General features: G+C 69.4%; 10 protein-coding genes. 6 read left to right on the top strand and 4 right to left on the bottom strand.

What is annotated here, in order from left to right; all coding sequences use genetic code 11:
• Nucleotides 1-4 precede the first annotated feature (4 nt).
• Genes fusA through rpsL form a run of 3 tightly spaced genes read right to left on the bottom strand, consistent with a single transcriptional unit; the run spans nucleotide 5 to nucleotide 3,015 of the window.
• Nucleotides 5-2,131, bottom strand: coding sequence for an elongation factor G (fusA, locus tag JAO81_RS09445; RefSeq protein ID WP_165332351.1), 2,127 nt, complete (start codon nucleotides 2,129-2,131; stop codon nucleotides 5-7).
• A 39-nt stretch (nucleotides 2,132-2,170) separates the two neighbouring features.
• Entirely contained in the window at nucleotides 2,171-2,641 is a 471-nt protein-coding gene (gene rpsG / locus JAO81_RS09440; RefSeq protein WP_003974303.1) for a 30S ribosomal protein S7, read from the bottom strand.
• A gap of 2 nt (nucleotides 2,642-2,643) precedes the next feature.
• Nucleotides 2,644-3,015, bottom strand: a complete 372-nt coding sequence (rpsL, locus tag JAO81_RS09435; RefSeq protein WP_003948652.1) for a 30S ribosomal protein S12 — start codon at nucleotides 3,013-3,015, stop codon at nucleotides 2,644-2,646.
• A 379-nt stretch (nucleotides 3,016-3,394) separates the two neighbouring features.
• On the opposite strand from rpsL, the gene JAO81_RS09430 reads away from it, so the two are divergent.
• The 6 genes from JAO81_RS09430 (at nucleotide 3,395) to JAO81_RS43360 (ending at nucleotide 11,486) form a co-directional block, all read left to right on the top strand.
• Nucleotides 3,395-4,099: a Crp/Fnr family transcriptional regulator gene (locus JAO81_RS09430; protein WP_199547353.1), complete on the top strand. Its 705-nt coding sequence runs from the start codon at nucleotides 3,395-3,397 to the stop codon at nucleotides 4,097-4,099.
• A 133-nt stretch (nucleotides 4,100-4,232) separates the two neighbouring features.
• Nucleotides 4,233-5,234, top strand: a complete 1,002-nt coding sequence (locus JAO81_RS09425; RefSeq protein ID WP_199547352.1) for a hypothetical protein — start codon at nucleotides 4,233-4,235, stop codon at nucleotides 5,232-5,234.
• Nucleotides 5,231-7,387, top strand: coding sequence for a hypothetical protein (locus JAO81_RS09420; protein ID WP_199547351.1), 2,157 nt, complete (start codon nucleotides 5,231-5,233; stop codon nucleotides 7,385-7,387). The genes JAO81_RS09425 and JAO81_RS09420 overlap by 4 nt, the downstream gene beginning before the upstream one ends.
• Nucleotides 7,388-7,515: 128 nt before the next feature.
• Nucleotides 7,516-9,345, top strand: coding sequence for a hypothetical protein (locus tag JAO81_RS09415; protein WP_199547350.1), 1,830 nt, complete (start codon nucleotides 7,516-7,518; stop codon nucleotides 9,343-9,345).
• 26 nt (nucleotides 9,346-9,371) lie between these two features.
• The gene (locus JAO81_RS09410; protein ID WP_374194277.1) at nucleotides 9,372-10,028 is read left to right on the top strand and encodes a Pycsar system effector family protein; all 657 of its coding nucleotides are present in this window, start codon (nucleotides 9,372-9,374) and stop codon (nucleotides 10,026-10,028) included.
• Between the two features lie 129 nt (nucleotides 10,029-10,157).
• Nucleotides 10,158-11,486, top strand: coding sequence for a M48 family metalloprotease (locus JAO81_RS43360; RefSeq protein WP_199547349.1), 1,329 nt, complete (start codon nucleotides 10,158-10,160; stop codon nucleotides 11,484-11,486).
• Between the two features lie 87 nt (nucleotides 11,487-11,573).
• Here the strand turns inward: JAO81_RS43360 and JAO81_RS09400 are convergent, their stop codons facing one another.
• Entirely contained in the window at nucleotides 11,574-15,473 is a 3,900-nt protein-coding gene (locus tag JAO81_RS09400; RefSeq protein WP_199547348.1) for a DNA-directed RNA polymerase subunit beta', read from the bottom strand.
• Nucleotides 15,474-15,500 lie beyond the last annotated feature (27 nt).

The following is a 15,500-nucleotide window of genomic DNA, read 5'->3' as shown; positions in this document are numbered from 1 at the left end:
TGAGTTACTCGCCCTTGGCCTTCGCGATGATCTCCTCGGCGACGTTCCGGGGAACCTCGGCGTAGGAGTCGAACTGCATCGAGTAGCTTGCGCGACCCGAGGTCTTGCTGCGGAGGTCTCCGACGTAGCCGAACATCTCCGAAAGGGGCACGAGGCCCTTCACGACGCGAGCGCCGCTGCGCTCCTCCATGGCCTGGATCTGGCCACGGCGGGAGTTGATGTCTCCGATGACCTCACCCATGTAGTCCTCGGGCGTGGTGACCTCGACGGACATCATCGGCTCGAGCAGCACGGGGCTGGCCTTGCGCGCGGCCTCCTTGAACGCCTGCGAACCGGCGATCTTGAAGGCGAGCTCGGAGGAGTCGACCTCGTGGAAGCCGCCGTCGAGAAGAATGACGCGAACGCCCGTCATCTCGTAGCCGGCCAGGATGCCGAACTGCATGGCCTCCTGCGCACCGGCGTCCACCGACGGGATGTACTCCCGCGGGATACGGCCACCGGTGACCTTGTTCACGAACTCGTAGCTGGCGTCGCCGCCCTCGATGGGCTCGATCGCGATCTGCACCTTGGCGAACTGACCGGTACCACCGGTCTGCTTCTTGTGGGTGTAGTCATGACGCTCGACGGCCTTGCGGATCGTCTCGCGGTACGCGACCTGCGGCTTGCCGACGTTCGCCTCGACCTTGAACTCGCGACGCATACGGTCGACGAGGACGTCGAGGTGAAGCTCGCCCATACCACCGATGATGGTCTGGCCGGTCTCCTCGTCCGAGTGGACCTGGAAGGAGGGGTCCTCCTCCGCGAGACGCTGGATGGCAACACCCAGCTTCTCCTGGTCACCCTTGGACTTGGGCTCGATGGCGACCTGAATGACCGGCGCCGGGAAGTCCATGGACTCCAGGATCACCGGCTGCTTCTCGTCGCACAGCGTCTCACCGGTGGTGGTCTGCTTGAGGCCCATGACGGCGACGATGTCACCGGCGCCCACCGACTCGATCTCCTCACGCTTGTTCGCGTGCATACGGTAGATCTTGCCGATGCGCTCCTTCTTGCCCTTCACGGAGTTCAGCACCGCGGTGCCGGCGTTCAGGCGGCCGGAGTAGATCCGGATGAAGGTGAGCTTGCCGAGGTGCGGGTCGCTCGCGATCTTGAACGCGAGGGCCGCCAGCGGCTCCTCGTCGTTCGGCTTGCGCTTGACGACGACCTCGGCGTCCTTGACGTCGTGGCCCTCGATGGCCTCGACGTCCAGGGGGGAGGGCAGGTACCGCACAACAGCGTCGAGCAGGGGCTGAACGCCCTTGTTCTTGAACGCGGTTCCGCAGAACACGGGGGTGACGGTGGTGTCGCCACCCTTGCCCGACGCGATGGTGATACGACGGATCGCGGCGTACAGCTGCTCCACCGAAGGCTCCTGGCCCTCGAGGTACAGCTCCATGATCTCTTCGTCGTTCTCGGCGACGGTCTCGAGCAGCTTGCCGCGCCACTCGTCGGCAGCCTCGGTGTGCGTGGCCGGGATGTCGACGGTGTCGTAGGCCTCGCCCTTGGCGGCCTCGGCCGACCAGACGTACGCCTTCATCGTGACGAGGTCGACGACACCCTGGAAGTCGGCCTCGGCACCGATGGGCAGCTGCATCACGATCGGGGTGGCGCCGAGGCGGTCCACGATCATGTCGACGCAGCGGTGGAACTCGGCACCGGTGCGGTCGAGCTTGTTGACGAAGCAGATACGCGGAACGCCGTAGCGGTCCGCCTGACGCCAGACAGTCTCGGACTGCGGCTCGACGCCGGCCACACCGTCGAACACGGTCACAGCGCCATCGAGCACACGCAGGGAGCGCTCCACCTCAACGGTGAAGTCGACGTGCCCCGGGGTGTCGATGATGTTGATCGTGTGGTCGACGTTGTCGAGCGGCCAGTGACAGGTGGTGGCAGCAGACGTGATCGTGATGCCACGCTCCTGCTCCTGCTCCATCCAGTCCATCGTGGCGGCGCCGTCGTGGACCTCACCGATCTTGTACGAAACGCCGGTGTAGAACAGGATCCGCTCGGTGGTGGTCGTCTTGCCCGCGTCGATGTGCGCCATGATGCCGATGTTGCGCACCTTGGCAAGGTCAAGCGAAGTGGTAGCCATATCGGCTCAGTCTTCTCTCGGTCTCGATGTGGGTTGCGACTACCAGCGGTAGTGCGCGAAGGCCTTGTTGGACTCGGCCATCTTGTGCGTGTCCTCGCGCTTCTTCACAGCGGCACCAAGGCCGTTGGAGGCGTCGAGGAGCTCGTTGAGGAGACGCTCGGTCATGGTCTTCTCGCGACGGGCACGCGAGTAACCGACGAGCCAGCGCAGCGCCAGGGTGTTGGCACGGCCGGGCTTGACCTCAATCGGCACCTGGTAGGTCGCGCCACCGACACGGCGGGACTTGACCTCGAGGGTCGGCTTGATGTTCTCGAGCGCGCGCTTCAGCGTGATGACCGGGTCGTTACCGGTCTTCTCACGCAGACCCTCCATGGCGCCGTAAACGATGCGCTCGGCGGTGGAGCGCTTGCCGTTCAGCAGAACCTTGTTGATGAGGGAGGTCACCAGAGGAGAACCGTAGACCGGGTCAATGATGACCGGGCGCTTCGGGGCGGGGCCCTTACGAGGCATTCTTACTTCTCCTTCTTGGCGCCGTAGCGGCTGCGAGCCTGCTTACGGTTCTTGACGCCCTGCGTGTCCAGGGAACCGCGGATGATCTTGTAGCGAACACCCGGCAGGTCCTTCACACGGCCACCGCGCACGAGCACGATGGAGTGCTCCTGCAGGTTGTGGCCCTCACCCGGGATGTAAGCGGTGACCTCGATGCCGGAGGTCAGGCGAACACGCGCGACCTTCCGCAGCGCCGAGTTCGGCTTCTTCGGGGTGGTGGTGAAGACACGCGTGCAGACGCCACGACGCTGGGGCGAACCCTCGAGCGCGGGCGTCTTGTTCTTCTCGACCTTGTCCTGCCGGCCCTTACGGACCAGCTGCTGGATCGTAGGCACTACTTCTCCGGTTTCTGTGTGCCGTCATAAAGCTAACCTGGAACTTCGCCGACCCACGCGGTCGGGTGTGTCGCACGCTGCAGACTCCCGCCGTAAAGCAGGGAGAGGCACAGATTGCAGTGGCCGCTGTGACGCTCGTCGCGGTTTTGAAGGCACGCGCACGAGCCAGGGCACACCCCAGGCACAAGGTCTGAGCGTACCTAGCGTCCGGACTCCGGTCAAAACAAGCCCAAGCCGCATCGGATATCGCAGCGCCGAGCGCTCTCCCGCTCACGGAACGTGACGGCCGCGACGGGCCAAATCCAGCCTTTCACGCCATGCGAGCCCTTGCCCCAAGGCCTTTCAGTACCTTGATCGAACCAACTGTGCAGGGGGGCACATGACGGCGACGCAGCCATTCGGTGAAGACGGGCTCGACGACCGGGTGCCCTTCCTGGCAAGGCTGGAGCGTGGCGACCGTGCGGCCCTCCTGGCCCTGGGCAAGGCCCTGGAGTTCCCGCCGAGGTCACCGCTGGTGCGCCAGCACGAGCCCTCCTCGCACGTCCTGCTGATCCTGGACGGCTGGACCAAGGTGACGGCCGCCGCGAGCAACGGATACGAGGCGCTGCTCGCCCTGCGCGGCCCCGGGGACATCGTCGGGGAGTCCGCCGCCCTGACCGGGCGCCCGCGCTCGGCGACCGTCACCGCGCTGGAGCCCGTGCGGGCCGTCGCCCTGGAGCACGAGCGCTTCAAGGACTTCCTCGGCGACTTCCCCCAGGTGTCGTTCCGACTGCTCGGGCTGACCGCGGACCGCACACGGGCCGCCGATCACCGGCGTCTGGAGTTCGCCTCGATGAGCGTACGGGAGCGCTTCGCGGCGCTGCTCCTCGATCTCGCGCGCACGCACGGGCGGCGCACGGACCAGGGCATCGAGCTGGCGATTCCCCTGAGCAAACAGGAATTGGCCGGATCGGTGGGGGCGTCGCGGGAGATGGTGCAGAGGCTCCTGAAGGACTTACGGGAACGCCGCGCCGTCACGACCGGGCGGCGCGCCCTGGTGATCCTGCAACCGGACATCCTGCGTCAGATCGTGGGCCGAAGGTGACGTGGGACCGGCCGAAAGGTGACCGAAGTCAGTAGGCACTCGGACACATGACGTAACTCTGTGCACGCGGTCACACTTCTAGTGCGCCATCTGCCCTCCCTGCGGCCGCGCGGCGTACAGGACGCTGCTCGCCATGACCACAGAGCCCCTGAGCCGGACGATCCTGCTGCTCGACATCGAGCGCTTCAGCGACCGCGACGATGTCGAACAGGCCTATCTGCGCCGCATGTTGTACTCGATCGCCGACCGGACCCTGGAGGCCGCGGGGGTCGATGAGACCGTACGGCTGCGCGCCGACCGCGGTGACTCGGTGATGGAGCTCATCGACGCGGGCGTCTCCGTGCGTGAGCTGCTGCGAACGTTGCTGCGCGAGATCCCGGACCAGTTGCGGGCGGTCAACCGGATGGCGTCCAGCTCGGCGCAGATGCGGTTACGCGTGGTGCTCGCCACCGGCTGGGTCGCGGTGGACGAGCTGGAGGGCTGGGTCGGCGCCGACCTCAATCACGCCTGCCGGCTCCTCGACGCCGCTGTGCTCCGGGACGCCCTGAAGGAGCGGGCCGATGATGTCGCGCTCTGCGTCTCGCAGTCCGTGTACGCGGGGATCGTGCGGCACAACCACCCGGGTATCGCGGCCGAGGAGTTCACCCAGGTCACGATGGACAGCAAGAACGGGCCGCTGGCCGCATGGCTGTACGGCCCCGCGCCCTCGGGATCAGGGGCGGGAGCGGGCGGGGCGGGCGGGGCGGGCGGCGCGGACTCCGCGACCGCGGAAGTTGACTCCGAGCCGGGACAGGCCGGCGCCCGAGCGACCGCACAGCACGCGGACGCGAGCGCACCCGCCGCCGGCAGCCGCTTCGGCGGCGGCCGGATCCGGGGCGACAACAACAGGGGGTCAGGAGGCCAGATCGGCGGGGACATCTCGGTCGGGGGGGGGGGCGGCGGGGCCCCGGCGACCGGGGAAGTAGACTCCGAGCCGGGACAGGCCGGCGCCCGAGCGCCCGCACAGCACGCGGACGCGAGCGCACCCGCCGCCGGCAGCCGCTTCGACGGCGGCCGGATCCGGGGCGACAACAACGGGGTGTCAGCAGGCCAGATCGTCGGGAACATCTCGTTCGGCGGGCGGGGTGAGCGATGAGCACCGAGGCGCCCGAGGCCGCGCCCCAGCAGCAGGCCGGTGACTCCGACGGCGGTGAGCAGCCCGAGTCCGCCGCCGGCGGCGAAGAGACCGCCGAGGCCGGTGACGAGCAGGTCCAGGACGCCTGGGCCGCCCGGCGCGATCTGGCGGACCACACACCGAGGAGCATGCGGTTCGGTGCCCGGACCCGGTTCGACGGCGGACAGGTCGACGGCGACAACCACGGGGTCACCGCGGGCCAGATCGTCGGCGACGTCACGATCGGCGGGAAGACCGAGGTCCACTACCAGTTCGGCACCAGCACGCACTCCGCCGGCGAGGTGCCCGAGGCCACCCTGGAGCGGCTCGCCTCGCACTTCGTCGCCGACCGGCCGGTGTTCGAGTCGCTGGCCGAACAGCTGCGGTCCAAGCGGGTCCTGGTGCTGTCCGGGGCGCATTTCTCAGGGCGCCGCACAGCGGCCCTGATGCTCCTGCACCAGCTGGGCGTCTCCCCCGTACGCGCCCTCGACCGCTCCGTGCACCCCAGTGAGCTGGCCCGGCAGCTGGGCGCCGGCGGTCACCTCGTATGCGATCTGCTCACCGACCAGGGCCGCCCCCTGCGCGAGGCGGATCTGCTGGCCGCCCGGGACAAGCTGGCCGAGCAGGACGCGGCGTACCTGGTGATCACGGTGGACCCGAGGGCCGCCCTGGAGGACATCGAGGTCGTCGAGTGGCAGCCGCCCTCGCCCGCCCGCGTACTGGAAGCGCATCTGCGCACGCTCGTCCGCGCCGATGACGTACCGGCGCTCCTCGAGCTGCCCGCGGTGAAGGAGTTCCTCGGCCGTGCGCATCAGCTGCGCGAGGCCGCCGCCTACGCCCGGGCGCTGTCCCGGTACGCGGCCGGACAGGCGCAGGGGCGGGACATCGAGCGGTTCTCGCTGGCCGCCCTGGAGAGTCAGGTCCAGGAGTGGTTCGAGCAGGCCGAAGCGTCGCTGCATCTGCGCGACAAGTCCTTCCTGGTCGCCCTTGCCGCCTTCGACGGCGGCCCGTACGCGCTGACCGCGGAGCTCAGCGATCTGCTGTACAGCTTTCTGCAGAAGACCGAGAACCCCCATCTGCCGCCCACCGTCCCGGTGTTCGGCACCCACATCGGCAAACGGCTGCAGCTCGCCAGGGCCGAGCGCTACCGCGAGGACGGGCACACCGAGTGGGGTCCCGTGCCCCAGTGGATGGCCGCGTTCCAGGACGAGCGCGCCCCTCTCGTACTCCTGCGCGAGGTCTGGACCGGGCATCCCTCCGCCCGGCCCGCTCTCGTCGCCTGGCTGCGCAGGCTCGCGACCGACGGCCGTCCTTTCGTACGGACCCGGGCGGCGGCGACGGCCGCGGTGCTCGCGTACACCGATCTGCCGTCCGCCATGGCGCTGGTCATCGGACCCTGGGCGGCCAACAACCGTTTCCTGCCCCGGCAGAGTGCCGCCTTCTCGCTGACCCTCGCGCATGATCTGGGCACGCCGCATGTGCCCCGCATCATCGACTCCTGGTGCACCAGTGACGACTGGAGGCTGAGCTGGGTCGCCATCCGGGCCCACGGTCTGATCGGCCCCGAACGCCCGGCGCAGGCGCTCGCCGCCCTGCGTGCGGCCGCGCGCCGGCAGGCCGGGCACGAGGAGCCGCACGCGATCCTGCTCGAGGAACTCGCCGCCTCCGTACAGCTGCTGATCCTCTCGATCGGCGGTCACACCGCGCTGGCGGAACTCGTCCGCACCCTGCGCGACGACCGGGCGGTCTTCGACCTGGCCCTGAACGGGTTCCTCGGCGCCTGTCTGCACACCGGGAACGACGAGCCGTACGGCCGCCCCCTGGTGCTCGACCTGTTCGCGCGCGCCCGCCAGGAGCAGGACCCCGCCGCGGCGCACATCGCCGAGCTGTGGCGTGCGGCGCTCGGCGACCTGGGCCATACCGAGCCCGCCCTCGATGTCCTACGGAACTGGGTGCTCACCGCGGACCGGGACCAGGCGACCGAGTGGGCGCTCGCGGCCCTGCTGCCGGCCCTGGTCACCACCGCGCCCGAACTCGCCCGCCTCGACCACCTGTGGCGCAGGATGCCGGGGGAGGAGGGGGCGCCCCCGCCGCCGGCGGCGAGCCGGCTCCTGACCGTGCTGCCGCGGGCCTGATCCACGGCGCTTCCCGCGCCCTGCCGGTCCCTCACCCGTGCCGTGCCCGTCCCCACTCCCACACCCCGCCCGTCCCCACCCCACTCCCTGACCCCATCCGCTCGTGCCCTGCGAGGAGACCCGAAGCCATGGCCCCGACCACCGACTGGGAGCAGCCGGCCGACCGGCACAGCGAACTGGTCGACCCCGTGATCACCGTGCGGCAGCTGTCCCGGTTCGAATTCGCCCGCAAGAACCTCACCCGGATCGACCACGCCCTGGTCTTCTCGACGCCCAAGGGCTCGTACGACACCTATCTGCCACCGGTGCGGCCGACCCGCGCGGAGGCCGCGGCCAAGCGCTACACCTCGGTGTACGAGGTGGACATGGGCGTGCACCCGGTCAGCGCGGAGCTCCAACTGCCCAGTGACAACGACGCGTTCCAGTTCGGGGTGGTGGTCGACCTCTCCTGGCAGGTCGCCGAGCCCGGGCGGTTCGTGGCCTGCGGACACCGCAACGTCCCCCGTCTCGTCCTCGGCGAGCTGGAGCAGGCCGCACGGCCGGTCGCCCGCCGCTTCCCCATCGCCGACAGCGCGGCCGCCGAGGCCGAGATCCTCCGCGCGGTGGCGGCCGTCGGACCGCTCGGTGCCTGTGCCGGGCTCACGGTCACCTGGACCATCCGGCTCCGCCGCGACCAGGAGAACATCGACCATCAGCTGCGCCTTCAGGCCATCAACCACAACGTGACCGAGCAGATCCTGGCGCAGCAGCGCGGCATGGAGTATGACGTCGAGCTGGACCGGCGGCAGCGGCAGCAGGACGCCCTGACGGTGGGCCGGGCCATGGATTACGGCCGGCAGCAGCAGGAGCTCACGCTCCAGCAACAGCAGTGGCAGCACGAACAGGCCATGCTGCAGGCCCGCCGGCAGGTGGAGCTGCAGCAGATCGAGGCGCAGAAGATCGCCTTCTACCAGCACCACCTCGAGCAGGGCGGCGTGCATACCTGGGCGCTGCATCTGGCGCAGCACCCCGAGGACTCGGCACTGGTGATGAACAGCATGCGGGAGGACCAACTCCGCCTGATCCAGGCCCAGATGGACCTGGTCGGCCAGCTGCTCGGCGCGAACGGTGCGGAGAACTACGAGCTCGAAGGCCCCAAGCAGCTCGCGCTGCGCGCCGTGAGCGACATCCTGAACCAGCGGCTCCCCGGCGTGGCCCAGGGCGGACCGGCGGCCGGCGCCTCCGTGCCCGCGTACCCGGGGCAGCTGCCCGGGCAGCCGGGCGCGGGGCCGGGGCAGGCGGGCGTCGGGGTGGGGCAGACGGGCGTCGGGGCGGGGCAAGCGGACGCCGGGCCTGGGCAGGCGGACGCGGGAGTAGGAGTGGGACAGCCGAGCGCAGGAGCGGGACAGCCAGGCGCAGGACAGCCAGGCGCGGGAGCAGGCGCAGGAGCCGGACAGCCAGGTGCGGGACAGCCAGGTGCGGGACAGCCAGGTGCAGGAGCGGGGCCGGTGCAGCCCGCTCCGGGTCCTTCCGTACCGGATCCCGCTGCCCAGACCTCGGGCTTCCCCGTCCAGAACGTGGGCACCGGACCGCCCGCCGATGCGCCCCCGGGCGCCTTCGGCGCAGAGCGGCCCCCTGCCGCCGCGCCTGGCGTCGCCCCCGACGCCCAGGCCGCCGCATCTCCCGTATCGGCGGGGCAGTTCCCGCCGCAGGCCCTCTCCCCCGGGCAGCAACCGCAGCCAGCCGCTCCGGGCAGCCCCTATCCGCCGCAGCCACCCGCCACGGGCGGTGGGTTCGCGGGCTGGCAGCCCCCGGCCGGGTACGGAAACGTCCCGGTCATGCCGCAACCGGCCGCACCGGCGCCCTCGGACGGTATGGCGGGCCCCGCCGCGGAAGCGGTACATGGCCGGGCACCGGTGAGTGACGGCCCACCGCCGACGGCCGGAGACACCGACCCGCAGCACGGCGGCACCCAGTGACCACCGCCGGCCCGCAGACGGATCCGGTGTCGCCGGCCGATCCCACCGATCCCACCGATCCGGCCACCCCACCCGATCCGGCCAACCCACCCGACCCGACCAACCCACCCGGACCGACCAACCCACCCGGACCGGCTACCCGCACCGGCCCCAACGGTCCAGCCGCCCCGGCCACCCCGGCCGACCCAGCCACCCCCAGCAGCGAGGTCGCCGCGCGGCTCCTCGCGGACCTCCGTACGGAAATCGCGCGCGCCGACAGCAAGGCCTCGGTCCTCGTGGGCGCGCTCGGCATGACCGCCGGTGTCGTCAGCGGCCTGCTCGCCGGACGCGGCTGGCGGCCGGGCACCCTCTCCGTGCTGGGAGCGGCCGCCTGGTGGGCCGGCGCCTGCACGCTGGCGGCCGCACTGCTCGCGCTGCTCATGGCGGTGATGCCCCGCTACCGCAGCCGCGGCTGGATGCCGGGCCGGCCGCTCTCGTACTTCGGCGATATCCAACAGGCCGCGCAGCAGGGCCTGTTGGCCGAGGCCCTGGCCGCGACCGAACGCGCACCGACCACCGCTCTGCTCGCCGCCCTGGCGGACACCAGCCGGATCGCCGCCCGCAAGCACCAGTGGATACGCGGCGGCCTGCTCGCCTACTGCGCGGGCGCCGTGCTGCTGCCCGCCTCCTTGTTGATCGGCTGACGTCCGCCCTTGACCGGCTGACCCCCTCACCGCCCCTTGCCCTGCTGACGCCCCACCGCCTCTTGACGGGCTGACGCCCCACCGCCCGTTGACGGGCTGACGCCCCCACCGCCTCTGCGAAGGATCGCCATGTCCCAGCCTCCCGTGGAACCTCCCTACCCGGGCGCCCGGCCCGAACCCGCCCCGGCGTATCCCCAACCGCCCTACCCCGGCGCCCAGTCCGGCCCCGCTCCGACCCACCCCGAACCGTCCTACCCGCACGAGCCGAGCACGCCGCCTCCCGCGTACCCCGAAGCGCCCCATCCCGGGGCCCACTCCGTCCCCCCGCAGCCCGGCCCCGCGGCGCCGGCTCGGCCCCCGTACCCGGGCAGCCAGCCACCGCCCTACCCGCATGCGGGCCCACCACCCGGCCAACCGCCGTATCCCCGACAAGCCAACCTCATACCGCCACCTCCACCCCCCTCCCCGGAGCCCCGGCCGGCCACCGCACCCGACGACCTGGACTACCGGCACCAGCCGGGCAACCGGGTCCACTACAAGGCCTACCAGCGCGGCACCGACGCCACGTCCGTCGGCCAACTGGCGCTCCACGTCCCGGGGTTCCTGATGAGCCTCATCGTGGTGGTGATGGTCTCCGCGATCCTGGAAGCGCTCATCGGCCTCCCGTACTGGATACCGACGCTGGCCTGGCTCGCCTCCGGCGCCCTGGTCTTCCACCGCCCCGCCGAGGACCGCTTCGCCCGTTATCTCCTCAAGCTCAAGCGCCCTCTCCCCCAGGAACGCGCGCGCCTGGAACCCGTATGGCGCGAGGTGACGGTCCGTGCAGGTGTCGACGGCCGCCGCTACGAGCTGTGGATCGAGGAGAGCCAGGACCTCAACGCGTACGCCGCGGCAGGCCATATCGTCGGCGTCACCCGGTTCGCCCTGGAGAATCTGCCGAGCGCCCAGCTCGCCGCCGTGCTGGCCCATGAACTCGGCCACCACACCGGCGGCCACGCCTGGTCCTCGCTGCTCGGCTACTGGTACTCGCTGCCCGGACGCATCGCCTGGCGCGTCGTCCGCAACGTGATCATCCTCAGCATCGCGGTGGCGAGCTACTTCTCCTGCCTGGCCACCGCGGTCCTGATCGGCCTGGTCGCCCTGTTCACGTTCATGACCATCACGGTCCTTTACGGGCTTCCGCTGGTGCTGCTGCTCATCCCGTATCTGACCGCCGCCGTCGGCCGGCGCTCCGAGCTGCGCGCGGACGACTACGCGGCGGCACACGGCTTCGGCCCTCAGCTGGCCACGGTGCTGCACACCATGCACGGCATGGAGCAGCGGGCCCGCCACCAGGCCGCGCTCGCCGCCGGCAAACCGGTCGCCGAGCCCGGCGCCCTGGCCCGGCTACTCTCCACCCACCCGGACCTGCAGACCCGGATCGTACGGCTGCAAGGCCAGGCGCAGGCGCGGCGCTGACCGGCGGACACCGAGCCGCAACGCCGAAGGGCGCCCACCCCGCCGAAGCGGAATGGGCGCCCTTCAGTTCAACCGAAGACGTACGCCTTACTGGTTGTACGGACCGTAGTCGTAGTCCTCCAGCGGAACGGCCTGGCCGGAGCCCGTGCCGAACGGCGAGTAGTCGATGTCGTCGTAGCCGACGGCCGAGTACATCGCGGCCTTGGCCTCTTCGGTCGGCTCGACCCGGATGTTGCGGTAGCGGGACAGACCCGTACCGGCCGGGATGAGCTTACCGATGATGACGTTCTCCTTGAGGCCGATGAGGCTGTCGGACTTGGCGTTGATCGCCGCATCCGTCAGGACTCGGGTCGTCTCCTGGAAGGAGGCGGCCGACAGCCAGGATTCCGTCGCCAGCGAGGCCTTGGTGATACCCATCAGCTGCGGACGGCCGGAGGCGGGGTGACCGCCCTCGGTGACCACACGACGGTTCTCGGTCTCGAACTTCGAGCGCTCGACGAGCTCGCCCGGCAGCAGCTCCGCGTCGCCGGACTCGATGATCGTCACGCGGCGCAGCATCTGCCGGATGATGATCTCGATGTGCTTGTCGTGGATCGACACACCCTGCGAGTTGTAGACCTTCTGGACTTCGCCGACCAGGTGCACCTGCACCGCACGCTGGCCGAGGATGCGCAGCACGTCGTGCGGGTTGGTGGCACCCACGGTCAGCTTCTGGCCGACCTCGACGTGGTCGCCCTCGCCCACGAGCAGACGGGCACGCTTCGAGATCGGGAACGGCGTCTCGTCGCTGCCGTCGTCCGGGGTGACGACGATCTTCTTGGTCTTCTCGGTCTCCTCGATGCGGATACGGCCCGCGGCCTCGGAGATCGGGGCGACACCCTTCGGCGTACGAGCCTCGAAGAGCTCGACGACACGGGGCAGACCCTGGGTGATGTCGTCACCGGCCACACCACCGGTGTGGAAGGTACGCATCGTCAGCTGGGTACCGGGCTCACCGATGGACTGGGCGGCGATGATGCCGACCGCCTCACCGATGTCGACCAGCTTGCCGGTGGCGAGCGAACGGCCGTAGCAGAAGGCACAGGTGCCGACCGCCGACTCACAGGTCAGGACCGAGCGGGTCTTGACCTCCTCGACGCCGTTGGCGACCAGGGCGTCGATGAGCACGTCACCCAGGTCGACGTTGGCCGGCGCGATGACCTTGCCGTCGATGACGACGTCCTCGGCGAGCATGCGGGCGTAGACAGAGGTCTCGACGTCCTCGGCCTTGCGCAGCACGCCTGCGGCGTCCTTCTCGGCGATCCGCAGCTTCAGACCGCGGTCGGTGCCACAGTCCTCCTCGCGGATGATCACGTCCTGCGAGACGTCCACCAGACGACGGGTCAGGTAACCCGAGTCGGCGGTACGCAGGGCGGTGTCCGCCAGACCCTTACGGGCACCGTGCGTGGAGATGAAGTACTCCAGTACGGACAGACCCTCACGGAACGACGCCTTGATCGGACGCGGAATCGTCTCGTTCTTGGCGTTGGACACCAGACCACGCATACCGGCGATCTGACGCATCTGCATCATGTTTCCTCGGGCACCCGAGTCAACCATCATGAAGATGGGGTTCGTCTTGGGGAAGTTCTCATTCATCGCCTCGGCAACCTCGTTGGTCGCCTTGGTCCAGATGGTGATGAGCTCCTGCGTGCGCTCCTGCTTGGTGATCAGGCCGCGCTCGTACTGCTTCTGAACCTTCTCGTCCTGCGCCTCGTAGCCCGCGACGATGGCCTTCTTGGCCTCGGGGACGACGATGTCGGAGATGGCCACGGTGACACCGGAGCGGGTGCCCCAGTAGAAGCCGGCCGACTTCAGATTGTCGAGCGTCGCCGCCACGATGACCTTGGGGTAGCGCTCCGCGAGGTCGTTGACGATCTCGCCGAGCTGCTTCTTGCCCACCGAGTAGTCGACGAACGGGTAGTCCTCGGGCAGCAGCTCGTTGAAGAGCGCGCGGCCCAGGGTCGTCCGCAGACGGAAGGTGTCACCGGGCTGGTACTCCGGCTCGCCTTCCTCGGCGACCGGCGGCACCCAGCCACGCGGCGGGATGGTGCCCACCGGGAACCGGATGTCGATGGACGACTGCAGCGCGAGCTCGCCGGCGTCGAACGCCATGATCGCCTCGGCGACGGAGCCGAACGCACGGCCCTCGCCCTTGGTGTCACGGAGATCGCCGTCGGTGGTGAGGAAGAACAGACCCAGGACCATGTCCTGCGTCGGCATCGTCACCGGACGGCCGTCGGCGGGCTTGAGGATGTTGTTCGAGGAGAGCATCAGGATGCGCGCCTCGGCCTGCGCCTCCGCGGAGAGCGGCAGGTGCACGGCCATCTGGTCACCGTCGAAGTCCGCGTTGAACGCGGTGCAGACGAGCGGGTGGATCTGGATGGCCTTGCCCTCGACCAGCTGCGGCTCGAAGGCCTGGATGCCGAGGCGGTGCAGGGTGGGAGCACGGTTCAGGAGAACCGGGTGCTCGGCGATGACCTCTTCGAGGACGTCGTACACGACCGTGCGGCCGCGCTCCACCATGCGCTTGGCGCTCTTGATGTTCTGCGCGTGGTTCAGGTCGACCAGACGCTTCATCACGAACGGCTTGAAGAGCTCCAGCGCCATGGCCTTCGGCAGACCGCACTGGTGCAGCTTCAGCTGCGGACCGACGACGATCACGGAACGCGCGGAGTAGTCCACACGCTTACCGAGAAGGTTCTGACGGAATCGACCCTGCTTGCCCTTGAGCATGTCGCTCAGGGACTTCAGCGGGCGGTTACCGGGACCCGTGACCGGACGGCCACGACGACCGTTGTCGAACAGCGCGTCGACGGCCTCCTGAAGCATGCGCTTCTCGTTGTTCACGATGATCTCGGGCGCACCGAGGTCAAGGAGTCGCTTCAGACGGTTGTTGCGGTTGATCACACGGCGGTACAGGTCGTTCAGGTCGGAGGTCGCGAAGCGGCCACCGTCCAGCTGCACCATCGGACGCAGGTCCGGCGGGATGACCGGGACGCAGTCCAGGACCATGCCCTTGGGGCTGTTGTTCGTGGTGAGGAACGCGGAGACGACCTTGAGGCGCTTGAGCGCACGGGTCTTCTTCTGGCCCTTGCCGGTACGGATGATCTCGCGGAGGCGCTCGGCCTCCTCGTCGAGGTCGAAGGTCTCGAGACGCTTCTGCAGCGCCGCGGCACCCATCGAACCGTCGAAGTACGTGCCGAAGCGGTCACGCAGCTCGCGGTAGAGCAGCTCGTCGCCCTCGAGGTCCTGGACCTTGAGGTTCTTGAAGCGGTTCCACACCTCGTCGAGACGGTCGATCTCGCGCTGCGCACGGTCACGCAGCTGCTTCATCTCGCGCTCGGCACCCTCGCGCACCTTGCGGCGCACGTCGGCCTTGGCACCCTCGGCCTCGAGCTCGGCCAGGTCGGTCTCGAGCTTCTTGGCGCGGGCCTCGAGGTCCGCGTCACGGCGCTGCTCGATCTGCTGACGCTCGACGGAGACGTGCGCCTCCAGGGACGGCAGGTCGCGGGTACGACGCTCCTCGTCCACGAACGTGATCATGTACGCGGCGAAGTAGATGACCTTCTCGAGGTCCTTCGGCGCGAGGTCGAGCAGGTATCCGAGGCGCGAAGGAACGCCCTTGAAGTACCAGATGTGAGTGACGGGAGCGGCAAGCTCGATGTGGCCCATCCGCTCACGACGCACCTTGGCGCGCGTGACCTCGACGCCACAGCGCTCACAGATGATGCCCTTGAAGCGGACACGCTTGTACTTGCCGCAGTAGCACTCCCAGTCCCGGGTCGGACCGAAGATCTTCTCGCAGAAGAGTCCGTCCTTTTCGGGCTTGAGCGTGCGGTAGTTGATCGTCTCGGGCTTCTTGACCTCGCCGTGGCTCCACTGACGGATGTCGTCAGCGGTGGCCAGGCCGATCCGGAGCTCGTCGAAGAAGTTGACGTCGAGCACTATGCGTCAATCCCTCTCAGGGTTGTG

Source organism: Streptomyces sp. N35 (assembly GCF_016464295.1).
In the GTDB taxonomy this organism is placed as follows: Bacteria; Actinomycetota; Actinomycetes; order Streptomycetales; family Streptomycetaceae; genus Streptomyces.
This window is presented reverse-complemented; position numbering and strand designations above follow the sequence as displayed.

Bases quoted from the DNA above. Each gene is read 5' to 3' on its own strand.
- fusA (WP_165332351.1), bottom strand. From the start codon at position 2,131: ATGGCTACCACTTCGCTTGACCTTGCCAAGGTGCGCAACATCGGCATC.
- rpsG (WP_003974303.1), bottom strand. From the start codon at position 2,641: ATGCCTCGTAAGGGCCCCGCCCCGAAGCGCCCGGTCATCATTGACCCG.
- JAO81_RS09430 (WP_199547353.1), top strand. From the start codon at position 3,395: ATGACGGCGACGCAGCCATTCGGTGAAGACGGGCTCGACGACCGGGTG.
- JAO81_RS09425 (WP_199547352.1), top strand. From the start codon at position 4,233: ATGACCACAGAGCCCCTGAGCCGGACGATCCTGCTGCTCGACATCGAG.
- JAO81_RS09420 (WP_199547351.1), top strand. From the start codon at position 5,231: ATGAGCACCGAGGCGCCCGAGGCCGCGCCCCAGCAGCAGGCCGGTGAC.
- JAO81_RS09415 (WP_199547350.1), top strand. From the start codon at position 7,516: ATGGCCCCGACCACCGACTGGGAGCAGCCGGCCGACCGGCACAGCGAA.
- JAO81_RS43360 (WP_199547349.1), top strand. From the start codon at position 10,158: ATGTCCCAGCCTCCCGTGGAACCTCCCTACCCGGGCGCCCGGCCCGAA.